At 72.0% G+C, this 26,245-nt stretch carries 12 protein-coding genes and 1 tRNA gene (1 of these 13 only partly in view); 4 read left to right on the forward strand and 9 right to left on the reverse strand.

Annotated features, from left to right (window positions below):
• From CG747_RS17145 to CG747_RS17170, 6 genes are all read right to left on the reverse strand, one after another.
• Positions 1-4,470 carry the 5' portion of a type I polyketide synthase gene (locus CG747_RS17145; RefSeq protein WP_100602595.1) on the reverse strand. The gene continues 24,045 nt to the left of window position 1, outside the view, so the window shows 4,470 of its 28,515 coding nt (coding positions 1-4,470); its start codon is at positions 4,468-4,470; its stop codon lies beyond the left edge, outside the window.
• 352 nt (positions 4,471-4,822) lie between these two features.
• Positions 4,823-5,557 (reverse strand): LuxR C-terminal-related transcriptional regulator, encoded by a 735-nt coding sequence (locus CG747_RS17150; protein WP_374701780.1) that lies wholly within the window; start codon positions 5,555-5,557, stop codon positions 4,823-4,825.
• A gap of 320 nt (positions 5,558-5,877) precedes the next feature.
• Positions 5,878-8,646, reverse strand: coding sequence for an AAA family ATPase (locus CG747_RS17155; protein ID WP_100602596.1), 2,769 nt, complete (start codon positions 8,644-8,646; stop codon positions 5,878-5,880).
• Positions 8,647-8,649: 3 nt separating this feature from the next.
• Positions 8,650-11,532, reverse strand: coding sequence for an AAA family ATPase (locus tag CG747_RS17160; protein ID WP_257980478.1), 2,883 nt, complete (start codon positions 11,530-11,532; stop codon positions 8,650-8,652).
• Between the two features lie 28 nt (positions 11,533-11,560).
• A complete protein-coding gene (locus CG747_RS17165) occupies positions 11,561-14,455 on the reverse strand; it encodes an AAA family ATPase (protein WP_100602598.1) in 2,895 nt (964 codons plus the stop codon).
• Positions 14,456-15,184: 729 nt separating this feature from the next.
• Positions 15,185-16,216 carry a GDP-mannose 4,6-dehydratase gene (locus CG747_RS17170; RefSeq protein WP_100602599.1) on the reverse strand — a complete coding sequence of 344 codons (1,032 nt, stop codon included), beginning with the start codon at positions 16,214-16,216 and terminating at the stop codon, positions 15,185-15,187.
• Positions 16,217-16,593: 377 nt separating this feature from the next.
• Here CG747_RS17170 and CG747_RS17175 point away from each other — a divergent pair, with 377 nt between their 5' ends.
• The 3 genes from CG747_RS17175 (at position 16,594) to ccrA (ending at position 21,684) form a co-directional block, all read left to right on the forward strand.
• The gene (locus CG747_RS17175; RefSeq protein WP_100602600.1) at positions 16,594-18,402 is read left to right on the forward strand and encodes an ABC transporter ATP-binding protein; all 1,809 of its coding nucleotides are present in this window, start codon (positions 16,594-16,596) and stop codon (positions 18,400-18,402) included.
• Positions 18,380-20,206, forward strand: coding sequence for an ABC transporter ATP-binding protein (locus CG747_RS17180; RefSeq protein WP_100602601.1), 1,827 nt, complete (start codon positions 18,380-18,382; stop codon positions 20,204-20,206). Before CG747_RS17175 ends, CG747_RS17180 begins: the two co-directional genes overlap by 23 nt.
• 128 nt (positions 20,207-20,334) lie before the next feature.
• Positions 20,335-21,684, forward strand: coding sequence for a crotonyl-CoA carboxylase/reductase (ccrA, locus tag CG747_RS17185; protein ID WP_374701781.1), 1,350 nt, complete (start codon positions 20,335-20,337; stop codon positions 21,682-21,684).
• Positions 21,685-21,765: 81 nt separating this feature from the next.
• Here ccrA and CG747_RS17190 read toward each other — a convergent pair whose 3' ends face one another.
• Both CG747_RS17190 and CG747_RS17195 read right to left on the reverse strand, forming a co-directional pair.
• Positions 21,766-22,977, reverse strand: a complete 1,212-nt coding sequence (locus CG747_RS17190) for an FAD-dependent monooxygenase (RefSeq protein WP_100602602.1) — start codon at positions 22,975-22,977, stop codon at positions 21,766-21,768.
• 175 nt (positions 22,978-23,152) lie between these two features.
• Positions 23,153-23,440, reverse strand: a complete 288-nt coding sequence (locus tag CG747_RS17195) for a phage tail protein (RefSeq protein ID WP_100602603.1) — start codon at positions 23,438-23,440, stop codon at positions 23,153-23,155.
• Positions 23,441-24,256: 816 nt separating this feature from the next.
• Here CG747_RS17195 and CG747_RS17200 point away from each other — a divergent pair.
• Positions 24,257-24,330: transfer RNA gene (locus tag CG747_RS17200), tRNA-Met, on the forward strand.
• 325 nt (positions 24,331-24,655) lie between these two features.
• Here the strand turns inward: CG747_RS17200 and CG747_RS17205 are convergent.
• Positions 24,656-25,882, reverse strand: a complete 1,227-nt coding sequence (locus tag CG747_RS17205; protein WP_100602604.1) for an MFS transporter — start codon at positions 25,880-25,882, stop codon at positions 24,656-24,658.
• Positions 25,883-26,245: the final 363 nt, after the last annotated feature.

Consider the following 26,245-nt stretch of genomic DNA (forward strand, 5'->3'; position numbering starts at 1 on the left):
GCAGGCGGCGATGGCCACCTGGGCGCCGTGTCCGGCGAGTTCGGCCACGAGTTCGCCGGCGCCCTCGGCGTCGGCGCCGCGGCGGCTGACGAGCAGGAGGTGCCGTACGCCGCGCTCGGTGACGAGGTGCCGGGCCATGACGCGGCCCAGGCCGCCGGTGGCACCGGTGAGGACCACGGTGCCTTCAGGGGCCCACTCGGCGGCGGTCTGCGGCGCCTGGGCGCGGGCGAGCCGGGCGGTGAGCACGGCGGTGCCGCGGACGGCGGTCTGCGGCTCATCCAGGGCCAGCGCCCGCAGCAGCGGCTGCGCGGCGGGCTCGTCGAGGGCGGGGTCGAGGTCCAGCAGGCCGAAGCGGCCGGGGTGTTCGCTCTGGGCGACGCGCACCAGGCCCCAGACGGCGGCGGCCACCGGGTCGGGCGCCTGCCGGGCGTCGGTGGCGACGGCGCCACGCGTGACGAAGACCAGCCGGGACCCGGCGTACCGCTCGTCGTCCAGCCAGTTCCGCAGGGATTCCAGTACGTGCGCGGTGCGGGCGTGCACGGAGGCGACGACCTCGTCGCCGGTGTCACCGGCCGCCCCCGCGACGGGGGCGAGCACCACGTCCGGGACTCGGGTGTCGGTGTCCTCCGCGCCGGGCAGCGGCAGGACCGCGAGGTCCGCCGGTACGAGAGCCCGCTCCAGGCCGAAGAGGTCCGGGCCGAGCACGCCGGCCGAGGCGGGCGCCGCCTGCGGGGACCGGTGCGGTGCGGTCCAGCGGAGTTCGAACAGGGCGTCGCGGACGAGCGGGTCGGTGGCGCCGAGCCGCTCGTCGGGCACGGGTCGCAGGACGAGCGAGCCGATGGAGGCGACGGCGGCGCCGGTGGTGTCGGCGACGGCGATCGCCACCGCGTCGTCGGCGGCCGGGGTCAGCTTCACCCGGACCGTCGTCGCCCCGCTCGCGTGCAGGGACACGTCCTGCCACGAGAAGGGCAGGCCGCCGCGGACGTGCTCGCCCAGGTCGACGAAGGCCGCGGCGTGCAGCACGGCGTCCAGCAGGGCCGGGTGGATCGCGAACGACGCGACGGACTCGGCCTCGGAGCCGTTCGTCTCGGGCAGCGTCACCTCGGCGTAGACATCGTCGCCGCTGCGCCAGGCGGCGTGCAGGCCCTGGAACAGGGGGCCGTAGCCGAAACCGGTGTCGGCCATGCGGTCGTAGAAGCCGCCGAGGTCCAGCGGCTGCGCGTCGGCCGGGGGCCAGGCGGTGGCGTCGAAGTCGGCGTGGTGCTCACCGGCGACGAGGGTGCCCGAGGCGTGCTGGGTCCAGGGGAGCTCCTCCGCGCCGTCGGGGCGGGAGTGGACGCTGACGGCGCGGCGGCCCGACTCGTCGGGGCTGCCCACCCACACCTGCACCTGGACGCCGCCCTCCTCGGGCAGCAGCATCGGGGCGGCGAGCGTGAGTTCCTCCACGCGACCGCAGCCGGCCTCGTCCCCGGCGCGTACGGCCAGCTCCAGGAAGGCGGTGCCGGGCAGCAGCACCGTGCCGCGCACGGCGTGGTCGGCGAGCCAGGGGTGGGTGCGCCGCGACAGCCGGCCGGTCAGCAGCAGGCCGTCGGAGTTGGCGACCGACACGGCCGCCGTCAGCAGCGGGTGGTGCGCCGCGCCCAGGCCGGCGGCGCGCACGTCGCCGCCCGTGGCGGGCAGGCTCTTGGGCCAGTAGCGGCGGCGCTGGAAGGCGTAGGTGGGCAGCTCGGTGGAGCGGGCGCCGGTGCCCTGGAAGTAGGGCTCCCATTGGACGGCCACGCCGCGGGTGTGCAGGCCCGCCAGTGCGGCGGTGAGGGTGTCGGCCTCGGGACGGCCCGGCCGCAGCACGGCGAGCGTGGCGGGGACGCCGTCGGCGGTCTCGGCGGCGTCGGCGGACTCGGGGGCACCGTCGGCGGCGCCGGTCGCGGCCAGGCAGGTCTGGGCCATGGCGGACAGGACGCCGTCGGGGCCCAGCTCCAGGAAGGTGGCGGCGCCGTGGCCGTGCAGCCACTCGACGGCGTCGGCGAACCGTACGGCGTGCCGGGCGTGGTCCACCCAGTACTCGGGGGAGGTCAGCTGCTCGACCGTGGCGAGGGTCCCGGTCAGGCCGGAGACGACCGGGATGACGGGCGCCTGCGGGGTGAGCCCGGAGACGACGGTGCGGAAGTCCGCCAGCATGGGTTCCATGAGCGGCGAGTGGAACGCGTGCGAGACGCGCAGCCGCTTGGTCTTGCGGCCCAGCGCGCCGAAGTGCTCGGCGACGGCGGTGACGTCGTCGGCCCGGCCGGCGATCACGACGGCGGCGGGCCCGTTGACCGCGGCGATCGAGACGTGGTCCTGCCGCTCCGCGAGCAGGGGCAGGACCTCCTCCTCGGTGGCTTCGAGGGAGACCATGGCGCCGCCTTCGGGCAGCGCCTGCATGAGGCGGCCGCGGGCGAGCACGAGGGCGGCGGCGTCGGCCACGGTGAAGACCCCGGCGGCGTGCGCCGCGGCGATCTCTCCGATGGAGTGGCCGGTGAGGAAGTCCGGCTTGATGCCGAAGGATTCGGCGAGGCGGTACAGCGCCACCTCGATNGCGAAGAGCGCGGGCTGGGCGTAGCCGGTCTGGTCGAGCAGGGCGGCCTCGGGCGTGCCCTCGGCGGCGAACAGCACGTCCTTCAGCGGCCGTTCGAGACCCTGGTCCAGGTGGGAGACGACCTCGTCCAGGGCCGCGGCGAAGACGGGGAAGCGGGCCGCCAGTTCACGTCCCATGCCCGGCCGCTGAGATCCCTGGCCGGCGAAGAGGAAGGCGAGCTTGGCGCGGGTGCGGGCGGTGTCCTGCACCAGCCCGGGGGCCGGTATGCCGTCGGCCAGCGCGGTGAGGGCGGCGCGGGCCCGGTCCAGGTCGGCCGCGGTGAACGCGGCGCGGTGCTCCAGGCCGGAGCGGGCCGTGGCCAGGGAGTAGGCCACGTCCACGGGTGCGGGATCGGGGTGCGACGCGAGGTGTTCGAGCAGCCGCGCCGCCTGGGCGCGCAGGGCGTCACGGGTGCGGCCGGAGACGAGCCACGGGACGGCGCCGGGCGCCACGGGTTCGGCGGCCGGGAGTTCCGTGTCGTCCTGGCCGGCCTCGGGGGACGGGGCGGCCGGGGCCTCCTCCAGGATCGTGTGCGCGTTGGTGCCGCTGAGTCCGAACGAGGAGATGCCGGCCCGGCGGGGCTGTTCGCCCTGCGGCCACGGGACCTGCTCGGTGAGCAGGCGTACCGCGCCCTGGGTCCAGTCGACGTGCGAGGACGGCGCGTCCACGTGGAGGGTGCGCGGGAGCAGGCCGTGCCGCATGGCCAGCACCATCTTGATGACGCCGGCCATGCCGGCCGCCGCCTGGGTGTGGCCGAGGTTCGACTTGACGGAGCCCAGCAGCAGGGGGTTTTCGGCGTCCCGGCCCTGGCCGTAGGTCGCCAGGAGGGCCTGGGCCTCGACCGGGTCGCCCAGCGCGGTGCCGGTGCCGTGCGCCTCGACGACGTCGACCTCGTCGGCCGAGAGCCGCGCGCTGACCAGCGCCTGCTCGATGACCCGTCGCTGCGAGGGGCCGTTGGGCGCGGTGAGCCCGTTGGAGGCGCCGTCCTGGTTGACGGCGGAGCCCCGGATGACGGCCAGTACCTTGTGCCCGTTGCGGCGGGCCACCGAGAGGCGCTCCAGGACCAGGACGCCCACGCCCTCGCCCCAGCCGGTGCCGTCGGCGGAGTCGGCGAAGGAGCGGCAGCGCCCGTCGGCGGCGAGCCCGCCCTGGCGGCTGAACTCCACGAAGGTGGTGGGGCTGGACATCACGGTGACGCCCGCGGCCAGCGCCAGGGAGCACTCGCCCTGGCGCAGCGAGTGGGCGGCCAGGTGCAGGGCCACGAGGGAGGACGAGCAGGCGGTGTCGATGGTGACCGCCGGGCCCACGGTTCCGAAGAAGTACGCGAGCCGGCCCGAGAGGACGCTGGTGGTCGTGCCCGTCAGGGCGAAGCCCTGGACGTCGTCGTCCGGACCCACCCGGTACTCCTGGGGCATCGCCCCGACGAACATGCCGGTCCGGCCGCCCCGGACCGTCGCCGGGTCGATGCCGGCCCGCTCGAAGGCCTCCCAGGAGGACTCCAGCAGCAGTCGCTGCTGCGGGTCCATGGCGAGTGCCTCACGGGGGGAGATTCCGAAGAAGGAGGCGTCGAACTCGGCCGCGTCATGGAGGAATCCGCCGGAGTACTGCCCCGGGTTCTCGGCCAGCAGCTCCCATCCGCGGTCATCGGGGGAAGGCGTGATGCCGTCCCCGTCGTCGGCGAGCAGGGACCAGAGCTCTTCGGGGCTGCTCACGCCCCCCGGGAAGCGGCAGCTCATGCCCACGATCGCGATCGGCTCGCGGGACGCCGCCTCCAGCTCGCCCACCCGCTGCCGGGAGCGCCGCAGATCGGCACTGGCCCGCTTCAGGTAGTCGCGGAGTTTCTGTTCCTGATCCATGTTCGCCACGTTCCAACCCATCTCAAGACCGTCGGACAGCAGAGGATTTCGTCATGGCACAGCCGTCACCGGGGACGGCTGTGCCACAACGACTGAGTTATCTGCGTGCCCTGCACGAGGCAGCTCGACTTCCCGCACGCCACACGCCCAGTCTCTGTGGGGGTGGCCATGGAATTCCGTAGAGTTGGCACGGCCCGGGGCCGGCCCACGCACGGACGAGCCGGGCGCCGCAGTTGCTCGGCGGCACTCCCGGCTCCTTGTACCTTCTCGGCCCGCCTTCCGTGCGGTCCGGGTCGCCAAAGGGCAGACCTCGACCGGCGCCCGCGCGGCGGACCATCGGATTGCGGGGGTGTTACTTGATGAAATCGTCCACGACACGGGGCGGCCAGGTCCCCACCGTCAGCACGCCCATCGCATATGCGCGGGAGACCAGGGCGGCGCGGTTCGGGGCCTTCAGTTTCCGGAGCAGTCCGGTGACGTGATACTCCACTCCGTGCTGGCTGAGATACAGCCGGGACGCCAGTGGAATCGTCGACAGGCCCGCCGCGATTCCCTCCAGAATTCGCGCGTCGATCTCGCTGAGCAGTTTCCTGCGCGGTGCCACCACCGCATCGTCCTCGGAGCCGTCGCCCGACTGCATCACCACGAGTACCGCGGTGGGATCGGGTCCGTAGCTGCGCACGGCGGCGGCGGTGAGGCTGCCGTTGAACACGTCGCCGGTCGACCGCAGCGCCACCACATTCGTGGCGAACCGGTCCCGGCGGCCCTCCAGCAGCCGCTCGAACTGCCGCATGAGGGGCTGCCGCACGCTGGGGTGCACCAGATCGCGGAAATTGCGGCCGAAGACGTCAGGGGCCGTCGACGAGGAATCGGAGGGGGCCGGGGCGAGTACGTCGGCGGAGCCTTCGACGGGGGTCGCGAAAGCGCGGAAGAAGTCCTGATTGGCCTGACGGATCGTCAGCGCTGGATCCAGTACGGATATACAGACGCTGGACCGCTCCTCCCCCCGGACCGCGGTAGCGGTCCCGCCGCCCGTACCGGGACCTGCCGTCAACTGCAGAGAGTCCACCAGAGTAGAAAGCCTCAAGGGACCGACATCCTTTCCAACCCCCGCTTACACACCAGAATTCAAGAGAGATCGAGCCAGAAGGAGAAATCCAGAGAATGGACGAACCAGGGAATACGCCGGCCCGACATCCGTCGGGAACAAATTCCGAACTCCCCCTGCACAATCGACACTAAGGACCGATCCGGACAAGCGTCAACGCTTACCCGGCCCTTACGCCTAATCCTGCGGTAGACCACTCCGCACGGTACGGTCCGGACGCGATCTTTCGGCCCCCCGAACACCCCGAACCGTTACCGCCGGTATCACCCCGGCCGTGCGGGGCGTGCGCCACGGCGCGCTCAGTGCGGTACGAACGCCCCGGGCCTGCTCCGGCCGCCCAGCAGCCCACGCCGCCCCGCGACCCCCAACTTGCGGTAGCACGACGTCAGCCGCTTCTCCACCGCACGGGTGCTCACGCCCAGTTCATCGGCGATTTCCTGATTGGTCAGCCCCCGGCCCACCAGCGAGACGACCTTGCGCTCGCCGTCGGTGAGCGGTGCCTCCTGGCTGGGGGCGGCGGCTCCCAGGGCCGCGCGGGCGCGTTCGGTCAGCCAGGGGGCGCCGCAGGCGGTGGTGAGGTCCACGGCCTCGCGCAGCACCGCCTCCGACTCCTTGCCGCCCTCCAGGGCTCGGCCCAACTGGAGCAGCGTACGCGCCAGTTCGAGCCTGTTGGCGGACGTACGAAGGATCTCGACGGACTCGTGCAGGGCGGGGACGCCCCCTCCGCCGGGCAGGAGGGCATGCAGGCGCAGGGCGCGGCCGAGCGCGGCGGGGGCCGCCCACTGCCGCGCCCAGGCCAGTTCCTCTTCCGCCAGGGCCAGCGCCGGCCCGACTTCGCCCAGGCGGTGGTGGAGGGCGATGGCGCGGGGCCGCCACGGGAACAGCGCGGAGTTGCGCCAGCCGGCCGCTTCCAGCTGGCGGCCGCAGGCCAACAGGGATTTCAGGGCGTCGGTGGCGCGCCCGCGGCGGGCGTCGAGCGAGGCCCCGAGGAGCTGCCGCACGGCCGTCGTGGCGAGGTTGGCCGGCCAGCGCTGCCCGGAGTCCTTCAGGAGGCGTTCGATCAGCTGGACGTTGCCGGATTCCATGGCCACCGCGGCCCGGACGACCGCGGCCGGTTCGCGCCAGTCCGCGTCGGCCAGCCTCGTGGCCCGGTCGGCCTGTTCACGGGCCCGGGTCAGGCGCCCGCGGGCGAGCTGGATCAGGGCGTTCTCGGCGTGCGCCCCCGCCTCCGGCAGGTCGGTGTGCGGCTCGCAGGACCGGTGGGTGTTGATGACCTCCACCGCGTCGGCGGCGTACAGGGCCAGCGCGACCAGCGGTAGTGCGGTGCGGGCACGTGCGGAGGTCATCGGCTCGCGTTCGAGGATCTGTCCGGCCAGGGCGGCGATGTCCGGGGCCGGCAGGGCGCTCGCGAGGACCCCCGCGTTGATCAGGACGGCCGTCAGTTCGCGGGCGCCGTCGGTCTCCAAAGGGGGTGTGGTGCCGAGCGAGCGCAGGCGTTCCACCGCCCCGGCCAGCTCCGCCGGGTCCTCGTGCCCGGCGTGCCACAGGCGCGCTTCGAGGCGCAGGACGATCTCGCGGGGACTTCCGTGGTGCGGCGCGGCGGGCTCGAAGTCCTCGGAGACGTCGCGCAGCAGGTCCACCACCGAGGGGGTCGCCTCGCCGAGGAAGCTGGGCGGGATCAGCAGGGTGGCGGCGGCCCGGTCGGTGGCCGACGACAGGAGGCGGACGGCCTGGCTGATGTGGCGTTCGCAGGCGGCGGGGTCGATGCCGCGTTCGGCTGTGGCCAGGTCGATCAGCAGGCGTGCCCGTTCGCCGTCGCCACCGGTGCTCTCCAGCAGCGCGCGCCGCAGGTAGCGGGCGGCGGCGTCCGGTTCGCCGCGGCGCAGCGCGGTCTCCGCGGCCGTCCGCAGTACCCCTATGGCCCATGGGCGGCGGGTGGCGGTGACGGCCATCAGCAGGTCCGCGACGTGTGCGGCCGGGCGGCCGGCCTGGTGGAGGATTTCGGCCGCGGCGTCCCGGGAGCGCTCGCGTTCGGCGATGGTGAGGGCGGACTCGACCGCGTCGCGTACCACGCGGTGGAGGAAGCGCGGGGTGTCGTGCCGGGTGAGCAGGCCGAGGCGGCGCAGGGCGCGCAGGGACCGCTGATAGCTGATGGTGTCCAGTCCGGCGTGGCGTTGGATGAGGTCGGGCTCGCCGTGATCGCCGAAGGCGGCGATGGCCGCGGCCACGTCGCGTACCGGGCCGGGCTGGGCGTGCAGGCAGCCGGCCAGCCGATCGCGGAGCTGCGCGGGGCGCGCGGCGCGGACTCGGTCGGCCTGGTCGGCGGTGGGGCGGTGGCCGTCGAGGGCCAGGTCGCGCAGGACGGACTGGAGGAGGAGAGGGTTGCCGGCGCAGGTGTCGTGGCATGCGTGGGCGTAGTCGTCCTCGGCGGGTTCGCCCAGGTGGTGGTGGATCAGGGCCCGGGTGCTGTCGAGCGAGAGCGGGGCGGGGCACAGGATGTCGGCGGCGTCCGCGAGGTCGCCGACGAGCGGGTGCTGGGCCCGGGGGTCGCCCTCCCGCAGGGTGCACACAAGGGCGACGCGCATCCCGTGGGTGCGCCGGGCCAGGTAGGCGAGCCAGCGCAGGGAGGGCAGGTCGACCCATTGCAGGTCGTCGACGAGGAGGAGTACGGGGGTGGTGGCGCAGACGTCGGCCAGGAGGGACCGCAGGCCGTGCAGTACGGCTTCGGAGGCGGGGACTTCGTGGGTGCCGGGGGCGGGGAGGCCGCCGGACGGGGCCGGGCGGGCGGCGCTGTCCGCGCCGTGGTCGCCGGGGCCGGGGAGGTCATCGGCCAGGAGGGGGCTGAGGAGCTGATGGACGATGCCGAAGGCGAAGTCCTGTTCCATGGGGGCGGCGTTGGCGCGTAACACCCGTAAGTCGCCCGGCGGTGACATGCCGGCCTGCTGGAGGAGCGTGGACCGGCCGATGCCCAGGGGGCCGGTCAGGAGGAGTACGGAGGAGCGGCCCGCCTGTGCCTGACGCACTGCGGATTCGATACGGGCCAATTCGGATTCCCGCTCGTACAGCATCGTTCATGTCCTTTCCGTCGGCCGGGTTCCTGCGAGAAGTTCCTCGCGTGAGGCGATGCGCAGCTTCTTGTACGTACTGCTCAGCCGCAGCTCGACGGTGCGTCGGCTCACCGAGAGCTGTTCGGCGATCTCCCGGTTGCCCAGACCGCGGCGGGCCAGTTCGGCGGTCTCCCGCTCGACGGGTGACAGGGCGGCCCACTCCTTTGAAGGGGCGGACTCATCGGGGGCGACGGTCTGTTCCAGCCGGGCGGTGAGCGACCGTACGCGTTCGGCCAGGCGGATGGAAGTGCGGGCGACGTCGTAGCCGGACACTTCGGCCAGCAGACGGGCCGCGGTGGCGCGGTCGCCCTTGGCGGCTTCCACGCCGGCGAGATCGGCCAGGCCCCAGGCGTAGGCGAGTTGGTTGGGCCCGCGCGGGATGCGGCTGAGATCGGCGGAGCCGGCGTCCGGTCCATGGCGGTCGAGGATTCGGGCGGACAACTGGGCCACGCTCAGTGCGCTGGCGGCGCCCCAGCGGCGGGCGCGGGTGAGTTCCTCGTGGATCAGGCGCCGGGCCTGTGCCCGGTCGCCGAGTACCAGGAAGGCTCTGCCGGCCAGCGAACGCCACGGCAGCATGGCGGGGTTGGTCCACTGTCTGCGCAGCAGCCAGCGTCCGCTCTCCTTGAACAGTTCGGCGGCCTCGCCCCAGCGCCCTTCGTCGGAAGCCACCCGGGCCCGGGCGTACAGGAGGAGGGACCAGTGGACGCTGTACTCGGCACCGGGCGGGGTGGGGGCGTAGGCCAGGGCACGGGCCACGTCGCGTTGGCGGGTCTCCACGGCGAGGATGCTGCGTACGGCTGTGAGGTGCGGGGCGGCGAAGGGGTGCCAGGCAGCGGCGGGCAGCGCCTGTTCGGCTCCGTCCACGGCGCGCTCGGCGGCGTCCAGGCGGCCGCCGCGCAGGTGCAGTTCGGCGTCCATGACCAGGGCGCGGGCGAGTGTGGGGCGGCTGTGCCGGCGGCGCAGATCGGCGACGATGGCGGCGAGGTGGTCCTCGGCTTCGGCGGCGGCGTCGGTCAGCCACAGTGCCCTGGCGGCGGCAAGGCGGGGCATGACCGGTGCGGTGTGGCCCGCTTCCAGGGCACGGCGGGCCAGCTCCGCGGCGCGTTCGCGGTGCTGGCCGCATACCGCGAGCTGCCCGGCGCGGATGCCTGCCTGGGCGGGGGCGAGGGGGTTCTCGGGCAGCGCGGGGACGCCGGGGGCGGGGACGTCGGTGACCTCGGGCCGGGTCTGGACGGCGTACCAGTACAGCGCGAGCAGGTCGTCCCGCTCGCTGCCGCGGGCGGCGGCCATGGCCTGGATGGCGACGCGTCGGCCCCAGGAGTCGTCGCCGCGGGCCAGGCCCATGTCCAGGGCCCGTACGCGCAGTTGGGACCAGAGTGTGCCCCCGCCCGGACTGTTGACCACGGCGGCGAGCCTGCGGTCGCTCGCCACGGGGGCGGACACGGCCTCGGCGCCGGCCAGGTCGAGGCTGAGCTGTGCGCGCCGGACCGGGGGTTGGGGCTCCTCAAGGGCGCGGTTCAGATAGGCGGTGGCACGGGCGAACTCGCTGCGGCGCGCGACGGCACCGAAGTCGCCGCGCGGCACGTGCGCTCCCCCGGGCTCGCCGGCGGGGTGTGCGGAGCGGGTGATGTCCTCGCTGCGGCGCATGGCGGCGCCGAATCCGCCGTACAGCGCGTTGACCGACCAGGACTCGCCGATGGGGGGTGCGTGGAGGAGGAGGCGGGCGATGTCCTCGTCGCCTGCGCCGGACCGGTAGGCGAGGTGGGCGGCGCGGGCGTACAGGTCGGCGCGTTCGTCGGCGGGCATGTCCTCCAGGACGCGGGCCCTGACGACCGGGAGGCGGATGCGTTCGTAGGGGCCGTCGGGGACGGTGAAGCCGGCCGATTCCAGTGCCGAGCGCAGCCGGGATTCGGGGACGGTGCGCAGCCCGGCCAGGTTGCAGATCAGGGTGAAGTCCAGCAGGTCGCCGCCGACGGCCAGCGCCCGCAGAACGGCGGTGGACTCCTCGGTCAGGCCCCGCAGGGCGCGCCCGGCGCGCTCGCCGATGATGCCGGTGATCACGGTGCGCAGCTGCGGGACGAGGTCCGCGGTGGGGCGGTGGCCGGCGTCGGCGAGGTAGTGCAGTGCCACGTGCAGTACGGCGGGGTTGCCGTGGCACGCCTGGGCGGCCGCGGCGGCGAACGACTCGTCGCACGGGCTACCAAAGATCATTTCGGCGAGCGTGGCGATCGCGCGGGGACTCAGTCCGCGGACGGTGAGATGGCGGGTCAGCCGCGCGGAGGGGGCCGTGTCGGCCAGCCAGTCGGGGCCGTACGGGTCCACGCCGGTGCGGCCGACGAGCAGTGCGAGGGGGAGGCCCGCGGACAGGCGGCGCACCAGAGCCTGCAGCCAGTGCAGGGAGGCCGGATCCACCCACTGCGCGTCCTCGACGGTCACGAGGGTGGGTGTGCGGCGGATCGTGTGCAGCAGTTCGAGGAGGCCCGGCAGGCCGTCCGGCGCGTGCTGCTCGCGCAGCACCCCGAGCGGGCGTTCGGCCTCCTCGCCCAGCTGGGTGAGGAGTTGGATCACGGCTCCGTGGCGCAGGTCGCGTTCGGTCAGGGAGCCGCTGGCGCGCAGGACGCGTATCGAGCGCTCCTCGGCGAGCCGGGCGGTCCAGCGCAGCAGGGCGTTGTGGCCGAAGCCCGGGCGGCCGGTCACCGACATGACGGCGGGACGGCCTTCGCCGAGCCCGGTCACCATCTGCGCCAACTGCGCCTGCTCCGGCTCGCGTTCGAGCAGGGGTGGGTCGGTGCGTTGCCGCCCCGCCCATATAAACCCAGCGTATAGCTGTTCACCGTTCTGCCCCACCACAGACACCATCCCGGTCCGCTCGCCCTCAGTCCTGGCCCGACCGCGGTGCCCGTGCCTCGCGTATGCCGGAGGAGCGGAGGACCTCGGCGAGCTGGGCACGCTCGGCGATGCCCAACTTGCGGTACACGCTGGTCAGATGCATCTCGACCGTGCGGACGCTGACGTACAGCGACTGCGCGATCGAGCGGTTTCCGGCGCCGCCGGCGGCGAGACTGGCGACCGTGCGCTCCATGCTGGTGAGCAGGTCCAGCGGCGAGGTGGTCATCTTCCGCATACGACCGCCCGCGGCCACCAGCGCACCGCGGGCGTCCTGGCCCAGCGCGAGGGCGCCGCAGCGCTGGGCGAGACCGGCGGCGGTGCGCAGGTGCTCGCGTGCGGTGCGCCGGTCGCCGTTGACCAACAGGGCCTTTCCCAGGACGAGTTCGGCACGGGCGTGTTCGACGCGGGCCGGTGAGGCGGACAGTTCCCGCACCGCCTCGCCCAGCAGCTCCACACCTTCTTCGCCGGGGGTGGCCACGCCGCGTGCCAGGGCGGCCAGCCCGAGGACGCGCGGGGTGCCCCACTGCCGGGCGAGCCACGTACCGTGCGCGGCGGGCTCCTGGGCCTCCTCGACCCGGCCCAGTTCGGCGAGCACGCAGGCCGCCTCCACCCACCAGGGCAGGTATGCCGGATGGCGCACCTCGGCCTCCTCCAGCGCCCTGCCGCACTCACGGAACAGCTCCAGCGCGCCCTCGGCGTCCCCCAACGCGTGGCGGGCACGGCCGTAGGCCATCAGGTAGCGGTGGTAGGTCCACACGTACTGCTCGCACCACACGGGCTCGGTGCCGGCCAGCAGCCGCTCGGCGGAGGCGGCCTCGCCCCGGTCCACCAGTACGCCCGCCAGGGCCAGGCGGGGCAGGGCCATGGTGTCGCCCCAGCGTTCCGCGCCGCTGATCTGGACCGCCGTTCTGGCATCCGCGAGCGCGTCCGGGAGGGCGCCCAGGCTGTGCTGGAGCGTGGAGCGGGTGGAGAGGGCCAGGGCGTAGGTCCATACGGCGGAGTTCTCCCGGCCGTGCCGCAGCACGCGGTCCAGCGCGTGCAGCGCCTCCTCGGTGCGGTCGGCGAGGCCGAGGACGAACGCCGAGTTGATCAGGGTCCAGCTCTTCAGGCGCAGTTGCGGGCTGGAGGTCGCGCGCAAGGCCACCTGGACGGCCGGTTCGGGGGGCTGGCCGTCGAGTGCCGTCAGTACGGCCATGGCCGCCAGCTTCTCGCACTGGGCGGGGGTGTCGCCCTCGGGCACGGTCATCGCCGCGGCCCGCTTCCGGGTCGCGGCGAACGTGCTGCGCCCGTGCGAGCCGACGATCAGGAACACCGACTCGACGAGCGTGCGCAGTTCCCGGTCGGCCGGCACGGGGTCGGGGCCGAGTTCGGCGTCGAGCGCGTCCAGGACGTCTTCGAGGATGCCCAGGGCGACGGAGCACTCGCGTGCGGCCAGGCCGGTCAGGCCGAACTGCGCGGCGATCCGCGCCCGGGTGCGTACGTCGACGCTCGGCGCCAGCGCTTCGCGGAGCAGGGCGACGGCCTCGGGCGGGTCGGTCTCGGCCAGCGCCCTGGCCAGTCGGACGCGGACCTCCACGCTGTCGGGGTCCGCTTCCAGTACCCGGTACAGGTAGCGGGCCGCGATCCCCAGAGCGCCGCGCTCCTCGGCGTGGGCCGCGGCTTCCAGCAGGACCCCGGGCATCCACGGTTCGCAGATCGAGGGCAGCGGCAGGAGGTGCTCGGCGACCTCCTCGGCGGGCCGGCCCGCGTCGCTCAGGAGCAGGGCCGCCCGCGCCCGCAGGTCCGACAGCGCTCGGGTGTCCAGGGGCGCCAGCGCCGCCGCGCGCAACGCGCCGTCCGCCAGGGCCCCGCCGCCGGGCGCCAGTCCGGCCTCGCGCAGTACCGTCAGAACGTCCTCGACGAGGTCTGCGGGGACGGCGGCCAGGGGGCCCACGTGGTCGGCGCCGCGCTCACCGAGGACCGCCACCGCCCGCGCGACCTCGCCGACCCAGGACGGCTGGCGGTCCAGGAGTTCGCGTGCCCAGCGCGCCAGGACGCGACCGCCGGTCTCGGCGATCCGGTCGGCGCCGCCCACTCCCGGCCCGGCGCCCTCGGCCCGCAGTTCGCGCAGCAGCCGGCCCAGGAGGCGGGGGTTGCCGCCGGTCGCTGCCCGTGCGCGGGTGACGAAGACGGGGTCGGCGGGTACGGGGAAGAAGTCCTTGACGATCTCGGCGACATCGGGTTCGGTCAGCGGTCCCAGGCGCAGCGTCGTCGTGCGGTGGTAGGCGGCCAGGTCCGCCAGGGCGTGGTAGGCCGGGCCACGGCGGGTGAGGGCGGCCTCGGACTGCTGGGTGAGGACGATGAACAGCGGGAGGCCGTCGGACCGGCGGAGCAGGAATTCCAGCCAGCGCAGGGAGAGTTCGTCGCAGTGGTGGACGTCGTCCAGGGCCAGCACGAGCGGGCCGCGGCTCAGGGTGTCGGCCGTGCGGCGGTGCAGGTCGTGGAACGCGTGCTGGACAGCGGGAGCGTGCGGCGGCTCACCGGCCAGCGCGCCGGGGGCGAGTGCGGGGAGGGCGAGTGTGGGGAGGGCGTGGCGGGTGGCGCCTTCACGTGGGGCACCCTGTGCGGTCGGGCCGAATAAAGTCCGTAACCCGCTGAAGGCCGCGTCCGACGCGCCCTCTTCGCAGGTGCCCCGCAGAACCGTCGCGTGCCGGCGGGCGTCTTCGCCGAGGAAGGCACTCAGGAGAGCGGACTTGCCGATTCCGGTCGGGCCGGTCACGACCGCCGAGCACGCACGCCCGGAACGCGCGTGATGGGCGGAGCGGTTGAGCTCTCTCACGACATCGGCTCGGCCCGCCAAGGCGCTGCCTATATCAGGATCTAAGCTCCGACTCCGCACCATAGGACTCCTCGCACTTCGGAGACACAACGGATGTGACGGGGCGTCACCACATCGAACTGTAAATCACCCTAAAGAGTGATGTCTCGTGTGCGTTAGAGTACATGATCAACAGCAAACGGAGCCAGCAACACGCCCGGGCGCGCCGACTCCCTTTCTGCCGACCGGTGTTCACATGGAGGCGCCGCTACGGCGGGGCCGGATGGCCGAGGAAGAAGCGACCGCCCGCCTGGACCGGGTGCTCCGAGGCACCCGTGGCGTGCCCGTCAGTCTTAGGCGCCCTTCAGAGTCGGCCCCCCTGGTCGCCGGTGTGCCGCACCGACGGCACCCACCGAGGACGACGGCCCTGCCGGCACCTGGAGGAACCGCGAGGACCGACCGCCCGGGTGCGGGAAGCGGACGCACTCGCGCGGGCGGTCGCACCGGGCCGGAACCCGTCCGCTGCGATGGTCGACATGACTCCGGCCCCTCCTCCTGGCCATGGCACCGGACCGGTCCGCCGGGGTACGGCGGACGATCACCGGACCGGTGTTCCCCCATCCCACCGGGAGGATGACGGGAAATTCCGTAGTCTCCTCGATCGCGTTCGCAAAGTCCCGCCTGTTGGGCGGCGACTTCGCGGACACGCCCTGGGCTCCGTGCGACGGCCCGGTCGCCGTGTCGAAGCGGTACGGGCTACCCCGGGGGCTGACGACGCCGCAGGTCCGGGGTATCCCGTACGCTCCGGCCGGACTACCAGCTACCGGCCAGCAGCAGATCCCCGAACTCCCGCTCGCGGGACGCCTGGCGCAGGTCGGAGTCGACCATCATGCGCATCAGCTCGGGGAAGTCGACGCTGGGCTCCCAGCCCAGCTGGGTGCGGGCGCGCTCGGCGTCCGCGCACAGGATCTCCACCTCGGCCGGGCGCACCAGCGAGGGGTCGATGCTGACGTAGTCCTCCCAGTTCAGGCCCACGTGCTCGAAGGCGATGCGGACGGCGTCGCGGACCGAGTGCATCTGGCCGGTACCGATCACGTAGTCGCCGGGCTCGTCCTGCTGGAGCATCAGGTGCATGGCGCGGACGTAGTCGCCGGCGAAGCCCCAGTCGCGCACGGCGTCGAGGTTGCCCAGGGACATCTTGTCCTGGTAGCCGAGCTTGATACGGGCCACCGCGAGGGAGATCTTCCGGGTCACGAACTCCGCACCCCGGCGCGGCGACTCGTGGTTGAACAGCATGCCGGAGACCGCGTACATCCCGAAGGACTCGCGGTAGTTGCGGGTGATGAAGTGACCGTAGGTCTTCGCGACGCCGTACGGGCTGCGCGGCCGGAAGATGGTGGTCTCGCACTGCGGGGTCTCGACGACCTTGCCGAACATCTCCGACGAGGACGCCTGGTAGAAGCGAATCTGGGCGCCGTCGCTGCTCCGCGAGCCGTTCAGGCCGCTGACCATGCGGATCGCCTCCAGCATGCGCAGCACGCCCATGCCGTTGATCTCGGTGACGAGTTCCGCCTGCTGCCAGGACATCGGCACGAAGGAGATCGCGCCGAGGTTGTAGATCTCGTCGGGCTGCACCTTGTCGACGGCCGACACCAGGCTGGCCTGGTCCATCAGGTCACCGTCGACGAAGGACAGGTCGGAGACCAGTCGGCTCACCCGCGACTTCCGGGGATTCGCCTGGCCACGTATCAGGCCCCACACTTGGTAGCCCTGCGCGAGCAGGTGCTCGGCCAGATAGGAGCCGTCCTGACCGGTAATTCCGGTGATCAGCGCACGCTTGGACATCTCATTCCTTTCCTCCGCTTAGAACAGACCGCCCAAACGCAGAGCCGAGTCTGCCACTTGACCTCTCGGCGTCGAATGGCGTCGAAATAACGCCGCGGTCCGGACGCCGGATAAGCGCACGCTTCCAAGCGGCCGGTCGTGATGTCAAGAAATTCCGGTAACACTACGGAATTCCGGAGTCCCCGCCCTCGTGTGTTCACGGCGCGTTCGGGACCGGGTCGCCGGAACCGGCGCGGCCCCGTGGCACCCGGCAGCAGGACACTACGGATTTTCCGGTGTGCGGTGCGCTGCACTGTCCGGACGTGCCCCGCCCAGGCCCGGTGGGCGCCTCATCCGCGCCGCCGACCGGACCTGCCCGTCTCCTGGAGCGTCACCCGGTGCTGCTCAGAATCCTGCGAACCCGACTGCGTCCCCACCGGCGCGCCGTCACCCTGCTGGGGCTCCTGCAACTGGTCCAGATCATGGCCACTCTGGCCCTGCCGACGATGGGCGCCGCAGTCATCGACCACGGCGTGATCAGGGGTGACAGCGGCTACATCGTCCGGATCGGCCTGGGCATGCTGGCCGTTGCGCTGGTGCAGATCACGACGTCCGTGGGCGCGGTGTCACTGAGCGCGCGGACCGCCATGGCGATGGGCCGCGATCTGCGTTCGGCCGTCTTCCGCCGGGTGCTGGACTTCTCGGCCCGCGAGGTCGGGCAGTTCGGCACGCCGTCGCTCATGACGCGCACCGTCAACGACGTCCAGCAGGTGCAGATGCTGGCACTGTCCGCGTTCGGCGTCGCCGTGTCGGCGCCCCTGATGTGTCTGGGCAGCATCGGTCTCGCACTCCAGCAGGACATTCCGCTCTCAGTGCTCCTGGTGGCACTGATGGTGGCCCTCGGATTGTCCTTCGGTCTCATTCTCGGCCGCACCGATCCGTTCTACGAACGTATGCAGAAATACTTGGACCGCGTGAACGGCCTGCTACGCGAACGCATCACGGGAGTCCGCGTCGTACGGGCTTTTGTGCGTGACGGACACGAAGGCGAGCGATTCGGCCGAACCAATTCCGAATTGTGTGACATCTCGTTGCGCGTCGGCCGGCTGCTGGCCACCATCGCCCCCGTCGTGCTGCTGGTCCTGAACGGCTTCATGGCCGCGGTGGTGTGGATCGGCGCCCACCGCATCGACTCCGGGGCGATGCGGTTCGGTGCGCTCAGCGCGTTTCTGAGCTACCTGACGCTGATTTTGATGTCGGTGTTGATGGTGACCTTCGTGTGCCTGGCGATGCCGCGCGCACGGGTCTCGGCCGAGCGCATCCAGCAGGTGCTGACGACCGAGCCGAGCGTGACGGCGCCGCCCCGACCGGTTCACACCGCGCCCGCGACCGGCCGACTCGACCTGCGTGGCGCCGGGTTCCGGTACCCGGGGGCGAAGGAGCCGGTGCTGAGCGGGATCGACCTGAGTGCCGGCCCCGGCGAGACGGTGGCGATCCTCGGCAGCACCGGCAGCGGCAAGACCACCCTGCTCAACCTCGTACTGCGGCACTTCGACGCCACCGAGGGCTCCGTCCACGTGGGCGGCGTCGACGTCCGCGCCCTGGACCCGGAGACGTTGCGCCGCACCGTCGGCTTCGTCCCGCAGCGGGCGTACCTCTTCTCCGGCACCGTCGCCGACAACCTGCGGTTCGGCAACCCCGACGCCACCGACGACGACCTCTGGCACGCGCTGGAGATCGCGCAGGCCCGCGAGTTCGTCCAGCGCCTGCCCGAGGGACTCGACTCGCCGATCACACAGGGCGGCACCAACGTGTCCGGCGGCCAGCGGCAGCGACTGGCGATCGCCCGCACCCTGCTGCGCCGACCGGACATCTACCTCTTCGACGACTGCTTCTCCGCGCTGGACTACGCCACCGACGCCGCACTGCGGGCCGCCCTGGCACCGGAGATCTCCCGGGCGACGGTGCTCACCGTCGCCCAGCGCGTCAGCAGCGTCCAGCACGCGCAGCGCATCGTGGTCCTGGACGAGGGCCGGGTGGCCGCCACCGGGACACACCAGGAACTGCTGCGTACCAGTACGGCGTACCAGGAAATCGCCCGGTCCCAACTCACCGCGATCCCCCACCACTACGGCGGCTCCGACCCGGACGCCACGGCCGTCACGACCCCTCAGGAGGCTGTCCATGGTCTCGGCGGACAGCTCTAACCGCGGGCGGCGCGGCCCCGCCCGCCACACGCTGGGACTGCTGCGGCCGCACCGCGCCCTCGTCGCCGTGGCGGTCGCCCTCGGCATCGGCGGCGTCGTGCTCAACGCGGCGGGCCCGATACTCCTCGGCCGGGCCACCGACCTCGTCTTCGACGGCATCCGGCACGCCCACGGCTCCCGAGGAGTCGACTTCGACGCGATCGCCCGGGTGCTGCTGATCGCGCTCGGGCTGTTCGCCACCGCCTCCTTCCTCACCCTCCTCCAGGGCCGGCTGGTCGCGACGGTCGTGCAGCGTGTGGTCTTCACGCTGCGCCGGAACGTGGAGACCAAGCTCGCCCGCCTGCCGCTGCGGTACTTCGACCGCAACCCGGCGGGCGAGGTCCTCAGCCGGGTCACCAATGACGTGGACAACCTCCAGCAGACCCTCCAGCAGACCCTCAGCCAGCTGATCACCGCGGCGTTCTCGGTACTGAGCATGCTGGTGCTGATGCTCGTCGTCTCACCGCTGCTGGCACTGATCATGCTGGCCTGCCTGCCGGTGTCCGTCGTGCTCGCGGCCCTGATCAGCAAGCGCGCGCAGCCGCGGTTCGCCGACCAGTGGTCCGCCACCGGAGCGCTGAACGCCCACGTCGAGGAGGTCTACACCGGCCATGCGCTGGTCAAGGGCTTCGGGCGGCGCGAGCAGGCCGAGCGCGCCTTCGACGAGCACAACGAAGCCCTCTACCGCGCCGGCGCACGGGCCCAGTTCAGCTCCGGCGCCATCGAGCCGTCGATGATGTTCGTCTCCAACCTCGGCTATGTCGTCGTGGCGGTCGTCGGCGCGCTCCGCGTGGTCGCCGGGACCCTGTCCATCGGCGACGTCCAGGCGTTCATCCTCTACTCCCGGCAGTTCAGCCAGCCGATCGTGGAGGTCGCCGGCATCGCCGGCCGCCTGCAGTCCGCCCTCGCCTCCGCGGAGCGGATCCGCGACCTCCTGGAAGCGGACGAGCAGGAACCCGACCCCGACCGCCCCTCCCGGCTCCAGAACGTCCGCGGACACGTCCGGTTCGACAAGGTCCACTTCCGCTACTCCCCCGACACCCCGCTCATCGAGGACCTCTCCCTCACCGTCGAACCCGGCCGGACCGTGGCGGTCGTCGGCCCGACCGGCGCGGGCAAGACCACCCTGGGCAACCTCCTCATGCGCTTCTACGAAACCGACCAGGGGCGCATCCTCCTCGACGGCACCGACATCACCACCCTGACCCGCGAGGAACTGCGCTCCCACATCGGCCTGGTGCTCCAGGACGCCTGGCTCTTCTCCGGCACCATCGCCGAGAACATCGCCTACGGACGCCCCGACGCCACCCGCGAGGAGATCGTGGCCGCCGCCCGCGCCACCTGCGCCGACCGCTTCATCCGCACCCTGCCGGACGGCTACGACACCGTCCTGGACGAGGAGTCCACCAACGTCAGCGCCGGCGAGCGACAGCTCATCACCATCGCGCGGGCCTTCCTGGCACGGCCCTCGATCCTGCTCCTGGACGAGGCGACCAGCTCCGTCGACACCCGCACGGAGGTGCTCATCCAGCGCGCGATGCACTCGCTGCGCGCGGGCCGCACCAGCTTCGTCATCGCCCACCGCCTCTCCACCATCCGCGACGCGGACCTGATCCTCGTCATGGAGAGCGGCCGCATCGTCGAACAGGGCACCCACGACCAGCTCATGGCCGCCGCGGGGCCCTACGCCCGCCTGCACTCGGCGGTGGAGGACGGGGCGGGGCTGGAGGACGGTGCGGGACTGGAGGACGCCGCCGCACGTTGAACCGGCCCGTGCCGCAGCAGGCGGGACACGCCGCCCCGCCCCCGCCCCCTCGTCCCCACGCCGGAACACCGCACCGTACCGCCCCGCACCGCACGACCTGCCGAAACGCTCAACGGAGCCGATCCACCATGCCCGACAGCCATGCCCTGACCGAACTGCTCGCCGCGATCAGCGCACCCGACCGCACCTCCGAGGACATCGCCGCGCTTCCCCTGCCCGAGTCCTTCCGGGCCGTGACCGTCCACAAAGAGGACACCGGGATGTTCCACGGCATGACCAGCGCGGACAAGGACCCGCGCAAGTCACTGCGCGTCGACGAGGTACCGGTGCCCGAACTGGGGCCCGGCGAGGCCCTGATCGCGGTGATGGCCAGCTCGGTCAACTACAACACCGTGTGGTCGTCCATCTTCGAGCCGCTGCCGACCTTCGGCTTCCTGGAGCGCTACGGACGCACCTCGCCGCTGGCCGCCCGCCACGACCTGCCGTACCACATCCTCGGCTCCGACCTGGCCGGCGTGGTGCTGCGCACCGGCCCCGGGGTGAACGCCTGGAAGGCCGGCGACGAGGTCGTGGCGCACTGCCTGTCGGTGGAGCTGGAGAGCGCGGACGGACACGACGACACCATGCTCGACCCGGCCCAGCGGATCTGGGGCTTCGAGACCAACTTCGGCGGCCTGGCGGAGATAGCCCTGGTCAAGTCCAACCAGCTGATGCCCAAGGCCGCCCACCTCACCTGGGAGGAGGCCGCCGCGCCGGGCCTGGTGAACTCCACCGCCTACCGTCAGCTGGTCTCCCGCAACGGCGCCGGCATGAAGCAGGGCGACAACGTGCTGATCTGGGGCGCCAGCGGCGGTCTGGGCTCGTACGCCACCCAGCTCGCCCTGGCCGGCGGGGCCAACCCCGTCTGTGTGGTCTCCAGCGAGCGCAAGGCCGAGGTGTGCCGGACGATGGGCGCGGAGGCGATCATCGACCGCTCGGCCGAGGACTTCCGGTTCTGGAGCGACGAGCACACCCAGAATCCGCGGGAGTGGAAGCGGTTCGGCGCCCGCATCCGGGAGTTGACCGGCGGCGAGGACGTCGACATCGTCTTCGAGCACCCCGGCCGGGAGACCTTCGGGGCGTCCGTCTACGTCACCCGCAGGGGCGGCACCATCGTCACCTGCGCCTCAACCTCCGGCTACCGCCACGAGTTCGACAACCGCTATCTGTGGATGCACCTCAAGCGCATCGTCGGCACCCACTTCGCCAACTACCGCGAGGCATGGGAGGCGAACCGCCTGGTCTCCAAGGGGAAGATCCACCCCACCCTCTCCTGCACCTACCCGCTGGCGGACACCGCGCTCGCCGTCCACGACGTGCACAGCAACGTCCACCAGGGCAAGGTCGGCGTGCTGTGCCTGGCCCCGACGGAGGGCCTGGGCGTGCGCGACGAGGAGATGCGCGCGAAGCACGTCGACGCGATCAACCGGTTCCGCTGACCTCTCCCGCGGCCCGGGGCCCTTCCGCCGCACGCCGCGGACACACCGCAGGAGGGGCCCCACCGTCCACATCCGCGCAGGTCACCCACCGTGCCGCGACGTCGTCGCGAGGTCGGGCAGGTGCAGCGTGTCCGCGGGCGGGCTGAACACCGCACTCGCGACGTCCCCGAACCGGTTGGCCAGCGGGCTGGTGGCCGCCCGCAGTCCGGCCCAGACCAACGACCGCTGCCGTCGGGTGCGGGGATAGATGACACCCGGGATCCCCGGCCGGAGTTGCTGGGCCTTCTCGACGAACGGGCGCATGACCGCCTCGTAGCGAGCGAACGCGGTCTGTACGTCGGCGTGTTGACTGAGCTCGTGGGCCAGGACATAGGCGCCGGTGAGGGCCAGGGTCGTGCTCATACCACTCATCGGCGAGGCACAGTACGCGGCGTCCCCGAGCAGCACGACCCGGCCGCGGTTCCAGCGCGGGAGGCGTGCCTGGCCGAGCGCCTCGAAGTACAGCGGGGCGTCGTCGAGGGCGTCGAGGATCCGTGGCGTTTCCCAGCCGACGTCGGCGAACGTCGCGCGCAGGATCGAGACGACCTCGTCGCGGCCGAGGCGGTCGAGGCCGCGCACGGAGCCGCGCATGTTCAGCCCGGCCCGAATGGTTCCGACGTCGTCCGGCCGCAGGGTCACACCGCGGCCGCGGTCGCAGATCAGCCACCGCCACCGGTTGTTGTCGGCGTCGGTGCGCGGAATCGTGAGGTAGGCGCTGTAGACGCCGAGTTCGCGCACGTGGACGTCCGGGATCACCATCGAGCGGGTGCGCGAGCGGAGCCCCTCGGCGACGACCACGGCATCGAACCGGCGGGCCGGTCCGTGGAGGAACTCGACGTCCACGCCGTGCCCGTCGTCGTGCAGCGCGGTGATCTGGTCGCCGAAGACGTATGCGGCGCCGGTGGACGAGTGGTCGTAGAGGATCTGCCCGAGCCGCCCGCGCAGGATCTCCAGCTCGGCGGTACCACCCGAAGTGTCGTCGGTACCGGCGGCGAAACGCGCCAGCGGCCGGCCCCGCTCATCGACGAAGTCCAGGCCGGTCTCCTGGGTGTGGGCGGCGCGTACGGCGTCTTCGAGGCCCATCCGGCGCAGCACTTCGCGGCCGGTACCGCGGATGTCGATGTTCTGGCCCTCGTCGCGCAGCCGGTCGAAGCGTTCGACGACGGTGACGTCCCAGCCGGCCCGGGCGAGCCAGGAGGCGAGGGCCGGTCCCGCGATACTGGCGCCGGAGACGAGAACGCTCGGAGTGCTCATACTTGCTGGCTTTCCTCTCTCGGTGACACATACGAAGCCCCATGGCCTCGCGCGCACATACCTACCCCGCGGAATACCCAAAAGCGACGGGGACGGCCGACCTGCCCGCCCGACCGAAGAAGATCAGCCATCCCCGTCGCCGCACCACCTACCGCCCGCACTGACGGGACACCCCTCAGACGATCTCCATCTCACCGAAGATGATGCTGATCGACTCGCCCACCACTTTGTAGATCCACGCGTCAGTGAACTCCCAGCGATTTATTGGCTGGTTGTTGCCGTCAAACGTCGTGACGACGAAATTCCGCCCGGCATCCGGGCCATTGTTGATCGCAGCGTTGATCCAGTCGTCGAAGAGAGCACTGTGTTCCGCACCACGGGTCAGGGTGATGTGGTTCGGATACAGCGCGTCCACGTTGCTGATGTTCTCGGCGTCCTGGCCGTTGATCTGGAGGCTGAACATACGCCGCGCCGCTCAACTCTCGTCGTGCGCTCGCCCGCACGACGCGGCGACGGGACCGACACCGGCACCAGCACCGGCACAGCGGCGGAAGAAACAGAACACAGACACAGACACAGACACAGAAACAGACGCAGATATGGACATGTATACGGACATAGCCATGCTCGAACATCCCTTTCGTCTTCTCACGAGCGACTTTCGTGGTGGAAGCTGCGGTCGATGGATGCTGCCCCTTTGTGAGCGGCGGCAGGCAGCGGCCGTACCAGAGGCGTAACCGACCGAGGACGTGCCCCCTCGGCCGCTTCCAGTGGAGCAGCGGTGGGCCCTGAGGGAGCCGTCGACGCGAACGTCTTGACGGACAATTACGCATGAGCGGCCGAGGGAACGTTCTCGCCCGACGGCCGACGGGTCCTACAACGGCGAGGCCGGACTCGCCCGGAACGAGCGCGGCGGCGACCTGCGGGGGCGGCGGTTGCGGACGCTGGACACGTGGGTGAGCCCCTTCGATGGTGCGGCAGGCGTGCTGCCAGGATGCCCCGAGCGTGCGGGATGACCTGTCCCAGCCGCAACGAAACCCGGGCAGTTCGGGACGCTGGAACGCGAAAATGGTCCTTGACCAGGGGAAACGCAAGCAGCCTGGAACGCGAAAACGGGACGCGCCGAACCTCGGCGAAGGGAAGGAAGGGGGTCGGAGACGACGTCAGCCGCCTCGGACACCCCGGAGAGCAGGACGCCCGCCGACGACGAGCCCGCCGAGCCGGGCACGAACGTCGATTCGACCGATCCGGCCCGTTGCCGTAGAGTTCACCATACCGACGCGGGGTGGAGCAGCTCGGTAGCTCGCTGGGCTCATAACCCAGAGGTCGCAGGTTCAAATCCTGTCCCCGCTACTCAGAAGTGAAGGCCCGGTGGGTACCACCGGGCCTTCACTGCATTCTGGAGAATTCACTTCAGCGACAGGCTTTTGGGGCTCTTCCCCGGTCAGGGGCGAGTGACGGGTTCCGCGTACCGTAGGCGAATTTCCTGGCCCAGTTCGCCGGGGGCCCGGCCGAGGATCCCCCGGTTCTTCCCGGCCTTCTCTTTGGCTGACGACATACGGTGCGCGCAGACTGAAGGATTGCCCACTGAACGGCGTCACGTTCGTGAGCTGGCCGGTACGCGGCGAAGAGACGAGCTCCCGTCCGGTGGGGACAGTGGACGGGGCGGCGGAATTCCCTACCGACTCTGCTCCGTGTGTGCGGATTCCGCGAGTGGCGGAGACTGCGGGGCGGGCGCGGTCAGGGTGCGGTCGGGGAGCCGGGTGGCCATGACGGCAGGAAGGACGAAGGCCGCGAGGAGTGCGTAGAAGACGGCGGGCAGGCCGCTGGTGTCGGCGAGCCATCCGAACGCGGGCGAGCACAGACCGCCCGCCGCCATCGCCAGCCCCAGGGTCAGCCCACTGGCCGTACCCGGGCGATTGGGCAAGTAGTCCTGGCCGAGGGTGACTTGGGCGGCGAACGGCAGGAACATCGCCACGCCGAACACTGCCGCGCTCAGCACCAGGACCGGGAACGCGGGGGCCCAGGCGATGCCCAGCAGGGCTGGGAGTGCGACGAGGTAGCCGACCCGTACCGAGGTCATCCGGCCGCGCCGGTCGCCCAGCCAGCCACCCAGCAGCGTGCCGACCGCCCCGGCCGCGGTGTAGGTGCTGAGCACGGCGGCGCCCGCCGCCGCGGACTCTCCCAGGTCGCGTTGGGCGTGCAGCGACACCATCGACGTGACCGTGACGTACGGAATGGACCATCCGATGATGACGGCCACCAGGCGGGCGAAGGAGCGCCAGTCATCCGACCGCCCCGTGTTGCTTGCCGCCTTGGCCGATGCGCCGGTGACCAACGCAGTGGCCGCCGTGTGGCCCCGCGCTCGCGTCCACGGGCCCTTGAGGGCCCACAGGATGACCATGACCAGGGCGGGGACCGCCAGCAGAGGACTGCCACCGAACCCCGCTCCCCCGATGACGAGGGTGACCAGCGTCGGAGCGAGCGCACCGCCGATGGTTCCGCCGACGGAGAAGACGCTCATGGCCTTCTGCGACGATCCGCCGGCGGCACGGGCCTGGCTGGTCGCGGGCGGGTGATAGGCCGCGATGCCGATTCCGGCCAGCGCGACGCACAACCAGGTGACCAGGTAGTTCCCGGACAGGCCGGCCGCCGCCACACCCAGGGCCGCGGTGCCGAACCCCGTGGGGACCAGCCAGGGCAGCGGCCTGCGGTCGGAGAGCGCACCGAACACCGGCTGGAGCAGGCTGGAGAGGCCGCTCGCCGCGAACGCCAGGCCGGAGACCGCCGCGTAGCTGTAGTGGCGTTGGGACATCAGGAACGGCAGCATCGCGGGGATCGCGCCCTGATAGAGGTCGTTGACCAGGTGCGTGCCGGCCAGGAAGCCGAGTTGCCCTTTTCTCATGCTGAACGATCGCTCTCTTTCTTCTCGGGGGAATCCAGGACCTCAGCCGCTCGGGCCCTCGTGCCGTGCCCGGCCGGGGCGCCGCCTCGCCCCGGTGGGTGGCGGACGAAGTCGAAACCGGTCTGGCCGGCGGACGGGTGGCCGACCTCGATCTCCTTGAACTCCGTGGCGACCAAGGGGCGGGGCGCCGCGGTCGTGCACCGGCTGATAGCGGTGGTGCGGCATCGCGCCGGGTCGTTGCGGATTCCACCGCGGCGCATGCACCGGGAGGTCGCCGGGCGGAGTGCGCGGAGTGGGGAACTCCGTGGTGTCGCCGGAGCCCATGTCGCGGAACTTCTCTCGGTCGGCCGTCTGGCGACCGGC

The organism is Streptomyces sp. CB02959 (genome assembly GCF_002803155.1).
Taxonomy (GTDB): domain Bacteria; phylum Actinomycetota; class Actinomycetes; order Streptomycetales; family Streptomycetaceae; genus Streptomyces.

What these genes read in the sequence shown, in the direction of transcription:
- CG747_RS17190 (WP_100602602.1), bottom strand. Translation starts at nt 22,977, where the DNA reads ATGAGCACTCCGAGCGTTCTCGTCTCCGGCGCCAGTATCGCGGGACCG.
- CG747_RS17205 (WP_100602604.1), bottom strand. Translation starts at nt 25,882, where the DNA reads ATGAGAAAAGGGCAACTCGGCTTCCTGGCCGGCACGCACCTGGTCAAC.
- CG747_RS17155 (WP_100602596.1), bottom strand. Translation starts at nt 8,646, where the DNA reads ATGCTGTACGAGCGGGAATCCGAATTGGCCCGTATCGAATCCGCAGTG.
- CG747_RS17180 (WP_100602601.1), top strand. Translation starts at nt 18,380, where the DNA reads ATGGTCTCGGCGGACAGCTCTAACCGCGGGCGGCGCGGCCCCGCCCGC.
- ccrA (WP_374701781.1), top strand. Translation starts at nt 20,335, where the DNA reads ATGCCCGACAGCCATGCCCTGACCGAACTGCTCGCCGCGATCAGCGCA.
- CG747_RS17165 (WP_100602598.1), bottom strand. Translation starts at nt 14,455, where the DNA reads ATGGTGCGGAGTCGGAGCTTAGATCCTGATATAGGCAGCGCCTTGGCG.
- CG747_RS17170 (WP_100602599.1), bottom strand. Translation starts at nt 16,216, where the DNA reads ATGTCCAAGCGTGCGCTGATCACCGGAATTACCGGTCAGGACGGCTCC.
- CG747_RS17195 (WP_100602603.1), bottom strand. Translation starts at nt 23,440, where the DNA reads ATGTTCAGCCTCCAGATCAACGGCCAGGACGCCGAGAACATCAGCAAC.